This is a genomic window from Nocardia sp. NPDC059154, assembly GCF_042755705.1.
Classification (GTDB): domain Bacteria; phylum Actinomycetota; class Actinomycetes; order Mycobacteriales; family Mycobacteriaceae; genus Nocardia.
Genome location: NZ_JBHZCS010000132.1, coordinates 1 through 13,619 on the forward strand (window position 1 = coordinate 1; position 13,619 = coordinate 13,619).

Here is a 13,619-nt window from a genome sequence, read left to right on the forward strand (position 1 = left end):
ACATCCACGACAACAGCTACCGGAGAACCACTGCCACACAAGCAATCCCACCAAATTGACCCACGACATCGGGATAATCACCGAGTCGGGATAAGTCCACGCCCAGCACTTTCGGCACCGGCCGGTCTAGTAGCGGAATGCGCAGCAGTGCCCGGATCGCGGTGTGGCGCGATAATCGGCACGCCATCTGCGACAGGAGCCGGACGCTGGCCCGTCCGGCCAGCTCACGGACCGCCGACCGCACCTGGTGGGTCATCCGTGTGGTGCGGCGCTGATAGCGATCCAGGACGCCGGGGACCTGTTCTCGAAATGTCGTGCAGCAGTTCGATGCCGGGCACACCAGGCGGTGGACACGGACCTGCAGCACCACCGCCCGGCTGTCGAGTGGAACGTCGGCCACGGTCCGGCGGTGGTAGGCATGCAACCGGGCTGAGTCCGTTCCGCAGCCAGGGCAAGCGGCTGGACCGCCCGGAGTCCTCGCCCGCCCAGGATCCGCTCGCCCTCATCGACAGCATCCTCGACCACCAGTAGCCATATGCCTGAAAAGACCACGGATGCAGGCACATTCACCCCACGCACGGGAACTCGTGCCGTCACCGACGCGCAGTCACCACCGCAAGAGGGACAGAGCCGTTAATCCGACACTCCCAACCAACTACCTTGCAGGGCAACGAAATACCAGTGTCGTGTTAGGCCTAGTCAGTGGTCATACTCGGTACGCGAAGTCCGAGTGAGCGAGCGGGCCAACGCATCGATGTTGGTGTCGATTCGCTGTAGGTGCCGCAGTACTGCGCTGCTGGTCGCGGCTTCTATCGGGGAGCGGCTGGGCGAGGTGACTGTGGCAGGGAGGGCTCGGGTACTTCTCGACAACTCGGCGTGTCCATTGCTTGGGCGCTGCACGACGTCGGCAAGGGCAGTCAGGTGGTCGTTCAGCTGTGTTGCTGTTTGCGTTAACGCGCCGGGTTCGAGGTTGTGCTGGCTTACGGACAGTCGTTGGGTGGTGGCGAGGCCGCGGGCGTGGTAAGCGATGGTTTCCAGCACGGCCAGGGTGTGGCGTGTGCGGGCGCGGCGGGTGCGCAGCGGGCTGGCGGGATGTAGCAGCGGTTGCGCGACCGTGCGGTACGCATCGAGGGCAGTGTCCAGCTCACGCGCGATGTCGAGGGGATTGGTATGGCGGGCGCCGGTGAGGTGAGCGACGGCCTGGGCGACGACGACCCCCGCGCGTTCGAGCACATCTGCGAGTTGTTCGTTCGCGCGTTGGTGGGTGTGAGCTGGCAGGACAAGCAGTGCAGCGGTGAGGCCAGCGGCTGCTCCTACGGCAGTTTCCTCGACTCGCACTATCAGCACAGTGTCGGTGTATGTTCCCAGCAGGGTGTAGAGCAACCCGAGCATAGAGGTGATCAGCAGCGACATCAGAAGATACGACACCGACGCGAGGAAGAAAGCGCCGAACATGCAGGCAATCATCACCACGAACGCCGTGCCGGTGTGACCGGCGACCAGCGTGACAAGTCCGGCGCCAGCGGCCACACCAGCTATTGTGCCGGCCAGGCGCCGGTAGCCTTTGACAAGGACTTCGCCGAGGGAGGTGGTGTTGAGGAGTACCACCCAACAGGTGATCATCGCCCAGTACCAATGCTCGGCGGAGACCAGCTCGCCCCCGATGATGGCAATCGCGGTCCCGACAGCGACCTGCAATGCCGCCCGGGTCGTCGTCCGCCGCAAGCCTGTTGGTTCCTGGCTGCGATCGGCCTCGATTTGCGCATCGTATTCTGCTTCCAGTTCGGCGCGGCAGCGCGCCGTCTGTTCTGGATCCGGTATGTCGTGCTGGTAGTTCTTCGTTCCCAGCGTTAGTTGCAGTCCCAATGCGGCGCGGGCGAGTTCGCCGATCGCACGATAGAACTCCCGCGTGGTGTCGGTGACCGTGTTCGGCAAGTGCGTTTCGGTGCTGTAGCCGAGCAGGCGGTCGCGGAGCATCGCTGTCGACTTATCCGTCCCGGCGGCCGCTGGGCGAGCGAGTAGTCGCCGAAGATCACTCAACTCGCGCATCAGAAGAGCGATGGCGGGGTCGGTGTGCTCGCCGTCGCGGGGGGCTTCGCTGTGTGCTGGGACTGCGTTCTGAGTGCCTGGCAGATGCAGTGTTAGTGTGCTGGAGCTGTCGTGGTGGGGACGCAGTGTCTGAAGGAGCGTAATAGCGGCATGCTCGGCGGCGATCTCGGCCTCCGCGATTCGCTGTTGCACCGTCCGTGCGGTGGCTGGGTCGGCGATAGCGACATCCAGCCGGGCCTGGACCAACAGAGCGGCTTGGTGCAGCCGCGCGCAGCGTCGCTGGAGCACGTGCACTGACCGATTCGTGGCGGGACGTGCGTGGGCCAGATCGGCCATCGCATCAATGACCGCCAGTAATTGCGCACGGAACGCATGCCGCAGTCGTCGCAGGGTGCGTTCAGGTGTGGCGCGCACGAAGCCGAAACGGAAGAGGCCGGAGGAACCTACTGCCACGACGACCACAATACAAACCCCTGGAATCTGTGCGAGGTTGGCGTGGACGAACTGAGCCATGAAAAAATGTTGAAATGCAAAATCACCCAGGCCGCTGCCGCGCGGCCCGAATCGGCGCACATACATCGCCGCGAAGATAAGGACCACTAAAACGAGCACTGCTGCGATGCGATACGGTGTCAGCGCAGCTCCTACTGTCAAGGCTCCTACACTGACCGGTAGTGCGAGGGCGAGAGTGACGGCTTGATTGCGGGAACGCTGATCCGTGACGGTGTAGCCCGCGACCATGCAACTCCACGCCCCGATCACTAACAATGAAACAGGCGCACCGACGAGCGCGAGCACGATCAAGGTGAACACCACACCGCCGACAGTCGTTACGGCGCCACAAAGACGAACCAGACCAGGATCGAAAGCACTGAAACGATCCCACATCTCGGCCCCCATCCACCGCAGGTGCGGAACCCAACCAGCGGTCTGGACCACTACCGTCGTGCTGCGACAGCAATCAGCCCTGGATCGCGCACGAGAGCCGCCCGGCACCCGGATTCGTCCAATTTCCGTAGTCTGTTTCTTGATCTCGGATTGCTCGGTCGTGTTGGCGGCCCCTGTCACCGCGAAACGCCTCCTCTGGTTGGCAGTCGACCGCATCTATTCTTGACCGGAGGTAGCAATCACAAAAGCAAATCAGACCGATAACACATATTGCGGAACGTGATGAGGTTGCGTTTCGAATGGCCTCAGTTGGGTAACGGATGGCGGTGATGGCGATGGCCTACCAAAGTGATCGGGCTGCCCAGGACGGGTGGCGGGCGGTCGACGCGCTCCATCGGAGGGCATGCTCCTCGAACGGCCGTTCGAAATCACTCTGGATCCGTCACCCAGCGGCCAGTCGGACATCGCGGACGATCCGCAGGACAGCCTATTCCTCGCGCGTCCTTTCACGCGAGGAGTCTGCAGCTACCAGCCAGTCCAGTTCCCGGCCAAAGTCGCCATCGGACCGGGCGACTGCGATCAGCCGGGCCCACGTCCCATCGGCGCGCCACTTATTAAGTCTTTCGTACGCCGTCTGCCAGGGCCCGAACCGTTCCTCTGGAATTTCCCGCCACGCGCCGCCGATACGGTACTTCCAGGCGATCGCTTCCATCAGTTGCCGCTGGTCCCGCCAGCGCGTAGCCCGGCGCGAGCCAGAATCGGGCAACAGCGGCTCCATCCACGCCCAAGAATCGTTAGAAATTACGTGGCTTTCGTCGATGGCAGCGCCCTGGCGTCTGTCCAGACCCAGATCTTTCAGATGGCCTTTCGACTGTCGTGACAGCCTCGGTTGTGTCAGCAGACCCCTTGAGATGCTTCGCGCAGCTGTTAGCAGCGCGGACACCACCGCGGGGACGACGATATTGTGGTTGTCGAGGCTGTAAGTGGTCGACAAGGCTGCGACGACCTCGCCGGCGTTATCGTGGATTCCGACGGCGATGCCCCCTCCGTAAGGGTTGGTGGCACCGTTGACGACTGCGTATCCGCGCATGCGTACCGCAGCGAGTGCAGTTCGTAGGGCGGAACTCGAGGTGATTGTCTGCTCTGTGTACCTTTCGAGAGGCCCTGCAAGAATCCTCTCCTGTAGGGCGGGGTCCGCATAGGCCAGCAAGATGTGGCCGGGCGAGCTGGCGTGCAGCGGCAGCCTGCCGCCTACCTGTGTGAGGTTCGATACCTCGTTGTGTGACGCCAGCCGCTCGAGCACGAGCACCTCGTGTGCGACACGCACCGACAGCGCCGTGTGTTGCTTGACGGCCATCTGAAGGTCCTCCATGTATGGCATCGCGATCTCTCGTAGCTGGAGCACCGGCGACGAGCGGATGCCGATTTCCCAGAGCTCTGTACCGATTAGGTACCTCTTGTCCTGATCCCGCTCCAGAATGCCGAGATCGATCAGTTCACGGGTGATGCGGTATGTAGTCGGTAGCGGGAGACCTGCGGCCGATGCGATCTCTGTGAGTGACATTCGGCTTCGCACAGGATCGAAAAGCTTCAAAATCTCAACGGCACGGTGAAGGACGGATCCCTTTCCCATCTCCCGCTCCTTGCTCTAGGGGACGCTTGACTCGCGCCTCCAGTCTCGTGCCCATCCTACCGCTCAGTGAAAACACATCGTTAGGTCAGACACTCCGCCTCCATATCGGTTTGCCCTGCTCCTTCGCCTCGGATGGATCCGCCGCCGGGGGACTCCAGACGCAGAGCTTTCATATTTCGAAATCACCATTGACCCGCAGCGCATTGATCCCAGAATCTAGCAGTGGCCATCGCGGGAGCAGTCCGCGAGACCCGCGTACCAATCCATTTACGAGAGTCAAGGGTGCGGATGAGTACAGTTCTAAGAGTGAGCGGCGGTCGCGACACAGGATCGGGTGCCGCATATAGCCTGCCCGCCCACCACGATCGCCCACGTGTTTTCGTGTTGCCGGTGGAGCCGGCCGCAATTGGCGGGGTGCGACTGTGACCGGGCCGGGGACCCTTGTCGGGGTTGACGTCGGCGGTACCTTCACCGACGTTGTCGTCTTCTCCGACGGCGTGATCCGTACATCGAAGGTACCGACGGACGTCGCTGACCAGTCAAATGGATTCCTCGCTGGGCTCACAGCGGCTGGCGTGGAGCCGGCTGAGGTGCAAGCCATTGTGCACGGCACCACCGTGGCCACCAACGCCGTGATCGAGAGGAAGGGCGCGCGGGTCGGCCTGATTACCACCGCCGGTTTCCGGGACATCTTGGAGTTGCGTAGGCGCGACCGGCACTCCATCTACGGTCTGACGGGGACCTTTGAGCCGTTGGTTCCGCGGGACCTGCGGCTAGAGGTGCCGGAACGGGTGGCGGCGGACGGTTCGATCGTCGAGCCGCTCGATCTGGCCGCCGTCCTCGAAGCCGGAGCGCGTTTAGCCGACGCGGGCGTGGACGCGATCGCCGTCGTGTTTCTGCATTCCTATCTCAACCCAGAACACGAGCAGACTGCGGCTACGGCATTGGCTGAACGTTGGCCCGCCCTCACCATCGTGCGGTCATCCGAGGTTGTGCCGGTCTACGGAGAGTTCGAGCGCACGAGCACCACATCGATCTCCGCCTACGTCCAGCCTCTGGTCGCACGCTATCTTGACCGGTTGGGAGTGGCGCTCGCCGAGAGCGGCCACCAGCGGGAGCTACTCGTCGTGCAGTCGAACGGCGGAGTCGCTGGCGCTGCGGTGGCCGCCCGCATGGCGGCGAACACAGTGCTGTCCGGCCCAGCGGCGGGCGTGGTAGCAGCCCAGCAGATCGGCCACGCGGCCGGCTTCACCAACGTGATCACGGCGGATATGGGCGGCACAAGCCTGGACATCTCCGTGACCGTTGGAGGGGAGCTGCGTCTTAAGGAACAGACGACGCTGGACTTCGGCATGCCGTTGGCTCTTCCCATGCTGGATATCGGGACTATCGGTGCCGGCGGCGGCAGCATCGCCCGAGTTGGCGACGACGGCATTCTTGCCGTCGGCCCAGAGAGCGCAGGTGCCCGGCCGGGTCCCGCCTGCTACGGGCACGGCGGAACCGCCCCTACCATTACCGACGCGAACCTGATCCTTGGCAGGTTGGGAGAGGGCAGCCCCCTCGGATCAGAGGAGTCCGTCAGGCTCCACCTCGACCTTGCGACCGAGGCAGTGGGACGGCAGATCGCAGAGCCACTTGGGCTATCCATTCCTGAGGCTGCACGGGCAATCATCGAGGTCGCTAATCTCAATATGGCCGGGGCAATCCGGCTGCAGTCGATCGAGCGGGGGCTCGATCCTCGCGAGTTTGCTCTCGTCCCCTTCGGCGGAGCGGGCCCGCTACATGCAGCCGCGTTGGTAGACGAACTCGGGATGCGGGCGGCCGTTGTACCGTTGTTTCCAGGAATCACCTCAGCATTCGGTTGCATCATGTCGGACTTCCGGCACGACTTCACCGAAACAGTGAATCTTCCGCTCGGCGAGCTGGACGAGACGGCTGTCGCCGAGGTGCTCGATCGCCAGCGGCGTGTCGGGCTCGCTCTGGTCGCGGATGAGGTGGGCGCTCAGGCGACCGTCACCGCGCAGCACGGTGCCACCCTGCTCTACGACGGACAGACCTACGATATCCGGATCGCGTTGCCGGGCGATCGGCCGGCCGCCGAGGATTTTCGCAAGGCATTCGACGCAGCCTACCTAAACCGTTTCGGGTACACACTGGACAACCCGGTGCGGATCATGAACCTCACCACCACGGTGATCGCGGCACGGCCGGCACTCGATCTGGCAGCCATCGCCACAGCGATGCTGCCGACCGAGGGCAAGCCCCAGCCCGCACATCATCGCGAACTCTACCTGCGTGAAGGCCCCTGCAGCGTGCCGGTCTACTCACGCTTCGCTATCCCGCTCGGCAGCACCGTCACCGGGCCGGCAATTGTCGAGCAAAGCGACTCCACCCTATTCCTGGACGAGGGCCAGCAGGCCCGCGTCGACCATCTCGGGAGCCTCATTGTCACCGCGAACTGATCTCGATCCAACCACCCTTGCCGTGCTCAAGGGCAGCCTTGAGCAGATCACCGACGAGATGGACTCCGCTTATGCAACTGCGGCCTTCTCGCCGATCATCTCGGATGCTCTCGACCGCGCGAGCGGAATCTACGACGGGGCGTCGGGAGAGGTCATCGCCCAAGGCTCGACCGGCCTGCCGATCTTCATCGGCGTCATGCAATTCACCGTTCAGGCGGTCACCTCCGTCCTGGACCTTGAGCCCGGCGACGTCTGTATCGTCAATGACCCGTTCACCGGCGGAACCCACCTGATGGACGTCAAGCTCGTGGCACCCTACCACGGCCCCGACGGAGAAGTGTTGTTCTACCTGGCCAACACCGGGCACTGGCCAGACATTGGAGGGATGAGTCCTGGCGGGATCACCTCGACTGCGACGGAGACGTATCAGGAGGGCGTGCGGGTCCCCCCGATGCTGCTCTGCCGGGGGGGAGTGGTTAACGAAGAGTTGATCGAGCTCCTGCTGGCCAACATTCGCGGCAAGCCGTCGGACCGGCGCGGCGATCTCGCCGCTCAGCTCGCCGCGCTGCGCCTCGGAGCCGCCCGACTCGACGAGCTGGTCAACCGATTCGGGGTCGACCTACTGCGCGCTGCCGTCGGTGAGATGAATCAGCGGGCCGAGGCGCTCATGCGTGAGCGAATTCGGGCGATCCCGGACGGCACGTACTCCGCGATCGACTACATGGACAACGATGGCATTACCGATGAACCCTTCGCCGTGGACCTGGACATCGTCGTTTCAGACGGGACGATGACGTTCGACTTCTCCAGATGTCGAGAAGAGGTCGACGGGCCGATGAATTGTCCGATTTCGTCGACAATGACCGCCTGTCTGATCGGTCTAAAGCACATCTTTCCGGACATCCCGGTCAACGGTGGGTGTCTGCGGCCGCTCGAGTTCCGGGTGCCTGAGGGATCTTTCCTGAACCCGACGTTCCCCAAACCGGTCGCCGCCTGCACCACCGAAGCGCCCCAGCGGATTATCGACAACATCTTCACCGCGCTCGCGGACGTCGTTCCGAACCCGGTACCGGCACCCTGCTTCTCTACCGGCTCGCTGCACGCGATCACGGGCCGAGACGCCGAGGGATACACCTTCACCTTCTTCGCCTCCACAGGCGGCGGGTACGGCGGCTCGGTCCGGCATGACGGTCTCATCAATGGCGCGACCACCATCTCCGTCGCCCTGACCCCGGGGTTGGAGTTGCAAGAGCAGCGTTTCCCGCTCCGCTACCGGCGATACGCGATCCGGGAGAACTCGGAGGGCCCGGGCGTGCACCGCGGTGGACCCGGCACAGAAATCTCAATCGAGTTCCTGGCTGACCGTGGGAAGGTCTCCGTGATGGGAGACCGAGCGAAATTCGGCGCGCCCGGTGCGAAGGGAGGCGGGTCCGGCGCACCTGCCGACCACTCCCTGGTACTCGGGGGGGTCGAATGGCGTCCACCGATGGGCGCCAAGGCCGAGAACGTGCCGCTACGCAGGGGAGACATCCTTCATCTGCGTACGCCGGGCGGTGGTGGTTGGGGCCCAGCCCAGGATCGGGACCGCGCTGCCGTCGGACGTGACATCGAACGTGGATACATCACGGCCGCGCGGGCGTGGACAGAGTACGGCCTTATGTAGCCCGGACGCCGGGTCCATCACAGATGAGGTAATGAGCCTTGAGCGCAATGGCCGGCAGCAAGGGAAATCGCATCGCGACCACAACGATATTGACGGTTACCGATAGTGCATGGTTTCCTGAGACGCCTCTGTCGCCACGAGATCTTCGCCGTGTGATCAGCGCAAGCGCAATCGGCCGTGTTATTGAGTGGTTCGACGGCGGTGAAAGACTTCGTCGAATTGTGCCACAGTATGCAGGCGGGCCGCCCCCGACGAGACTGACCTAGGCGGATTGAATTCCAGATCGCGTCGGTACATCTAGAACAGAGACCGCCGATGCTCGATGGATTTCAGGTCGAACTGTCAAGTGCAGAAGCCTTTTCTCGATAGCTCCTACTTTATGCCTGGGCTTTTTTGTCTATTCAACTGATTAAACTCCTGCACCTCAATCATAAATGAACACCTGGAATATTTGCGTGACGCGGTGGTCGTCGGTCGCCCGCGAGGCCTAGCTCAGGGCCGCCTGGGCCGATCAACAGATGGAAGAGATAGATGATGAGCACTCCTATGGACAGAACTCGTATCGAACACGATCTTATCGGCGATCGCAAGGTGCCCGCCGATGCGCTGTATGGAGTACATACGCTGCGTGCGCTGGAAAATTTCACTATCAGCGGCATTCCAATCAGTAGATATTCCGATCTGGTATCGGCGCTCGCCTGTGTCAAACACGCGGCGGCAGTGGCCAACCATGAACTGGGACTACTCAACCGCCAATGCAGTACAGCCATTGCACAGGCGTGCGAGGAGATACGGAACGGTCACCACCACGATCAGTTCGTCGTCGACGTTATCCAAGGAGGTGCAGGTACGTCGACGAACATGAATGCTAATGAAGTGATCGCCAACAGGGCATTGGAGATTCTGGGATACCAACGCGGCCAGTACGAACACCTGCATCCGCTGGAACACGTTAATTTGTCGCAGAGCACCAACGACGTATACCCTTCTGCGTTGAAGGTGGCACTGCACTTCGCCGTAGCCCGACTTCGCCACGCCATGGACGCACTGTCAATCGAATTTCACGCCAAAGCAACCGAGTTCGCTGACGTGTTGAAGATGGGCCGGACCCAGCTGCAAGATGCGGTGCCGATGACACTGGGCCAAGAGTTCGCCACCTTCGCGGTGATGGTCGAGGAAGACAGCGCCCGGCTGGAAGAAGCTTTGGTCCTGATCCGTGAAATCAACCTCGGCGGTACTGCGATCGGGACGGGACTCAATGCACATCCAGACTATGCAGCCAGGGTATGCGCAGAACTGCGACGGATAACGGGATTGGAGTTGTCGACGGCGACGGATCTTGTCGAGGCTACACAAGATGTCGGCGCATTGGTTCAGTTGTCGGGTGTGCTCAAACGGACGGCTGTGAAGCTGTCGAAAATCTGTAATGACCTGCGCCTTCTGTCTTCCGGCCCACGAGTCGGTCTGGGTGAAATCATCTTGCCGACCGTGCAGGCTGGATCGAGTATTATGCCCGGGAAGGTCAATCCAGTCATTCCCGAGGTAGTGAACCAGATCGCATTTGAGGTTATTGGTAATGACATCACGATCACAATGGCTGCCGAGGCTGGACAGCTGCAATTGAACGCTTTCGAGCCGATTATTGCCCATAGCCTATTCAAATCGTTGAATCATCTGACAGCTGGCTGTGACGTGCTGAGGCGGCTGTGTGTGCCGGGAATCCGTGCCAACGTTGCGTATCTGCGCTCCAACGTCGCGCGTTCCATTGGCATGGTGACCGCCCTCACCCCCTACATCGGCTACGAGGCCGCCACGCAGCTCGCGGCTGATGCGTTATCGAGCGGACAGGCAGTTAGTGAACTGGCAGTAAGTCAAGGTCTGGTCAGCCCCGACAAACTGGCATCCATCCTCGACCCTGTGACATTGGCCCACGCATCTCGGCGCAGCGCGGCGAGAGAAACCATGTGATAAACAAAGGAGCCGCTTCGGGGTTCGCATAGCTGCGTAATGATTTGCCTGAACCTCCAGTGTCAAGCTTTTTGCACAATCATATGAGGCCCAGTGAATCGCGAATTCTAGGTGCGCAATGGCGTGCATACTTTTTGGTTTCATCGATTCCGGATAGTCATACTAATTGAGTGCTGCCTTCACTCAAGTCGAAGCTGGCGGAAGTGTTGCGGATCAACGGCATTGGCGGCATCAGCCGTGAAACCGTCCGGGGGAGATTCTGAAAGCCGGCGGGGTGTCGTGGCAGGGCACGAAAACCTGGAAAGCCAGCAACGACCCGGACTTTCAGACCAAGATGGCGCGGGTACTCGACCTCCATGTTCACCCGTCCATCGACGGGGCGGGTGGTCTGGATCGACGAGTTCGGGCCGCTGAATCTCCAACCCCGTGGTGGCCGCGGCTGGTCGGCTGCCCTGCGGCCGCGCCGACTGCGGGCGACATAGCCCTACCCCGACGGCCTACTAGAATTGAATGGCGAGCGGGCCGGTGAGCCCGCTCGCCGCAACATTTCACAAACTGGGCCGTGTCCGTCGCGACCGAATCATCGGTCGCGACGGGGCCGAGCACACTCTGACCATTCTAGAAAACGCGGGGGCCGTCTATGTCGTCCCCCGCACCCGCGACGGCAAGGCCTTGATGCTTCAGCAGTACCGGCAATCCATCGATGCGTGGGGTTGCGAGCTACCAGCAGGCGGGCTGTTCGATCACACCGGAGACTCCCAGGACCTCGCGGCGAAAGAGCTGCGTGAAGAAGCCGCGCGCGACAGCCTCCCGGTTCGAACACATCGGACCCTTCTACGACAGCATCCCGATCACCAACTCGCGGTGCGAGATCTACCTCGCTCACGACACCATCATCGTCGCGCCGCCATGGGGTCGACTGGGTGGGCCGAGCCGGGGAACGCCCTCGATTCCTCGTAAGTTTGACCGTTCAGATGTCATTCGCTCCGGCAACAAGAAACTCAAACGAGCGCTGTTCCTGTCCGCGTTCTCCGCCCTCCACGACCCCCCAGTCGCGCCTACTACGACAAAAAGCGTGCCGAGAAGAAGAAGCTTGGGCGCGGCCCTGTGACTGGGCCCCGGTTGCGGGTCCACCGGTTATGCGAGTTGTAGCCGTTGCTCGAACTCGGTCGGTGACCATTGCTGCCGGAATGCTTGCGGGGTAAGGAAACCCAGCGATCCGTGTGGTCGGTAACTGTTGTACTCGATGCGCCAGTCCTCGGCAAGGACCTGTACCTCGGTCAGGGAATGAAACACCTCGCAGGACAGGAATTCGTCGCGGAAACGGCCGTTGAACGACTCACAGACCCCGTTCTGCCAGGGCGATCCCGGGTCGATGAACGAGGCATCGACACCGGTGAACCGGCACCAGTCGGCCATCGCGTGCGCGGTCATCTCGGTGCCGTTGTCCATGCGGACTTGCCTGGGTCTTCGACCGGTAGCCTCGATGATCTCGTCGAGAACAGCGACGAGCCGGTCGGCGGTGCACGATCGGAATGCCCTGGTGGCCAGCGCCTCTCGCGTGAACTCGTCGATGATGTTGAGAAACCGCACCTGGCGGCCGTCGACGGTGACATCGACCTGGAAGTCCAACGCCCACATCTGATCCGGGAACGATGCCTTCAAGCGTTGATTCCGTCCCGGCCCGATACGGCGTTTCTTACGCGCCCGGCTGGGTCTTTTCAATCCCTCCTCCCGCCAGAGGCGTTGCGTCCGTTTATGGTTGGTCACCAGTCCTTCACCGCGACACAGCGCATGGGCCTTGCGCCAACCCCACCGCGGATGCTTGCGCGAGATCGCGCGCAATCGCGCCCGCAGCGCCTGTTCGATCTCGGTGACCGCCGGCGGTCGCCGTTGCACCGACCGCGACTGCCCGGCCACCGCGCAGGCACGCCGTTGTGATACCCGGAATCGTTGCTGCAGAACCACAACGGCTCTGCGGCGCCGGTCCGGGTTCAGTAGTTTCCCCGGTTCAGTTCCTTGAGCATGTCGATGTCGAGGGCCTGCTCGGCGACCATCTTCTTCAACCGCGCGTTCTCGCGTTCGAGCTCTTTGAGCCGTTTGGCGTCGTCGGATTTCATGCCGCCGTACTGGGACTGCCAGCGATGCCAGGAGGCCTCGGAAATCTCGAGGTGTTTGCACACTTCCTCGATCGAGAATTTCTCACCGAGCAGCTTCTCGCCCTCGCGGAGCTTGCGGATGATCTGCTCGGAGTGTGTCGTCGTCGCGCCATGTCGTGATCTCGTCCTCCTGCACCCATTCTGGTGCATCAGAACTCCCACAACCGCTGGACCTGCTCAGCGGGCTCCAGTCACCTGATCTGCCTCGCCCGACGCCGCTGCGACGTTCTCTACGCCATGCTGAAAAACAAAGAACACTACCAGGCACCGCTCCCCTCAGCGGCTTGACAGGAACCATAGGGACACCCCCGCGACCAGCCGCCTGAGCGTGCGGGCAGACGGGCTTAGTCCTGGTCAAGCGCCGCACTTTCATTCTACGAAAGCGCCGTTGACCCGCGGGGAGACCGCCTGCGAATATGATTCAACTCATACGGGGTCTTCCTCTTAAGCGAATTTCGGAGGCCAGCGTGCATACGCGCAAGCCGTTCAGGCGTCGGGTTCGTCGCAGAAGGACCTGACAAGCCCATCCTGCTCGGTGCTCGCCGAGCCCCTGCCTCCACCTAACGGAAGTAAGACGTTCACCCGACCAAACACGTCCCTCAAAGGATTCTCGCATTGAACCACGTCGCAGCCACCCATCGACAGGTGAAAGATGTCAAAGCAAACATTCGCGAATTCATTCGCATGCACGAAAAAAGGCACATCGGTATCGTCCGGGATCTGCTGAGGGTTCCCGGGATCTCGACGACGGGCGAAGGAATGGCGGAGAGCGCCGAGGCGTGCCTTGCACACCTTAA

Annotated in this window: 9 protein-coding genes and 2 pseudogenes; 7 read left to right on the forward strand and 4 right to left on the reverse strand. The window is 62.0% G+C overall.

Going from position 1 to position 13,619, the window contains the following annotated elements; all coding sequences use genetic code 11:
• Positions 1 to 16: 16 nt before the first annotated feature.
• The gene (locus tag ACFXN1_RS49910) at positions 17 to 424 is read right to left on the reverse strand and encodes a hypothetical protein (RefSeq protein WP_379442727.1); all 408 of its coding nucleotides are present in this window, start codon (positions 422 to 424) and stop codon (positions 17 to 19) included.
• On the opposite strand from ACFXN1_RS49910, the gene ACFXN1_RS49915 reads away from it, so the two are divergent.
• On the forward strand, positions 385 to 531 hold the full coding sequence (locus ACFXN1_RS49915; protein WP_379442730.1) for a hypothetical protein: 147 nt from the start codon (positions 385 to 387) through the stop codon (positions 529 to 531). The genes ACFXN1_RS49910 and ACFXN1_RS49915 overlap by 40 nt on opposite strands.
• 168 nt (positions 532 to 699) lie before the next feature.
• On the opposite strand, the gene ACFXN1_RS49920 is transcribed toward ACFXN1_RS49915, so the two are convergent.
• Positions 700 to 3,117 carry an FUSC family protein gene (locus tag ACFXN1_RS49920; protein WP_379442725.1) on the reverse strand — a complete coding sequence of 806 codons (2,418 nt, stop codon included), beginning with the start codon at positions 3,115 to 3,117 and terminating at the stop codon, positions 700 to 702.
• Positions 3,118 to 3,424: 307 nt separating this feature from the next.
• Positions 3,425 to 4,570: an IclR family transcriptional regulator C-terminal domain-containing protein gene (locus ACFXN1_RS49925; RefSeq protein ID WP_379442724.1), complete on the reverse strand. Its 1,146-nt coding sequence runs from the start codon at positions 4,568 to 4,570 to the stop codon at positions 3,425 to 3,427.
• 422 nt (positions 4,571 to 4,992) lie between these two features.
• Here ACFXN1_RS49925 and ACFXN1_RS49930 point away from each other — a divergent pair, with 422 nt between their 5' ends.
• The 5 genes and pseudogenes from ACFXN1_RS49930 to ACFXN1_RS49950 form a co-directional block, all read left to right on the forward strand.
• Positions 4,993 to 7,032, forward strand: coding sequence for a hydantoinase/oxoprolinase family protein (locus tag ACFXN1_RS49930; RefSeq protein WP_379442722.1), 2,040 nt, complete (start codon positions 4,993 to 4,995; stop codon positions 7,030 to 7,032).
• Complete coding sequence (locus tag ACFXN1_RS49935) at positions 7,016 to 8,695, forward strand: hydantoinase B/oxoprolinase family protein (RefSeq protein WP_379464090.1); 1,680 nt, start codon at positions 7,016 to 7,018, stop codon at positions 8,693 to 8,695. The genes ACFXN1_RS49930 and ACFXN1_RS49935 overlap by 17 nt, the downstream gene beginning before the upstream one ends.
• Before the next feature lie 546 nt (positions 8,696 to 9,241).
• A complete protein-coding gene (locus ACFXN1_RS49940; protein WP_379442718.1) occupies positions 9,242 to 10,663 on the forward strand; it encodes an aspartate ammonia-lyase in 1,422 nt (473 codons plus the stop codon).
• Between the two features lie 510 nt (positions 10,664 to 11,173).
• Positions 11,174 to 11,623 carry an NUDIX domain-containing protein gene (locus ACFXN1_RS49945; RefSeq protein WP_379464092.1) on the forward strand — a complete coding sequence of 150 codons (450 nt, stop codon included), beginning with the start codon at positions 11,174 to 11,176 and terminating at the stop codon, positions 11,621 to 11,623.
• Positions 11,624 to 11,645: 22 nt separating this feature from the next.
• A pseudogene (locus tag ACFXN1_RS49950) lies at positions 11,646 to 11,815 on the forward strand (IS110 family transposase); the annotation flags it as partial.
• Here ACFXN1_RS49950 and ACFXN1_RS49955 read toward each other — a convergent pair.
• Positions 11,801 to 12,935 (reverse strand): annotated as a pseudogene (locus ACFXN1_RS49955) (IS3 family transposase). The pseudogenes ACFXN1_RS49950 and ACFXN1_RS49955 sit on opposite strands and share 15 nt — an antisense overlap.
• 502 nt (positions 12,936 to 13,437) lie before the next feature.
• Between ACFXN1_RS49955 and ACFXN1_RS49960 the strand changes: the two are divergent.
• A partial coding sequence (locus ACFXN1_RS49960) for a hypothetical protein (protein ID WP_379446706.1) occupies positions 13,438 to 13,619 on the forward strand: 182 nt, incomplete at its 3' end.

Excerpts from the sequence above, each read along its gene's own strand:
- ACFXN1_RS49925 (WP_379442724.1), bottom strand. The coding sequence starts at position 4,570 with ATGGGAAAGGGATCCGTCCTTCACCGTGCCGTTGAGATTTTGAAGCTT.
- ACFXN1_RS49945 (WP_379464092.1), top strand. The coding sequence starts at position 11,174 with ATGGCGAGCGGGCCGGTGAGCCCGCTCGCCGCAACATTTCACAAACTG.
- ACFXN1_RS49940 (WP_379442718.1), top strand. The coding sequence starts at position 9,242 with ATGGACAGAACTCGTATCGAACACGATCTTATCGGCGATCGCAAGGTG.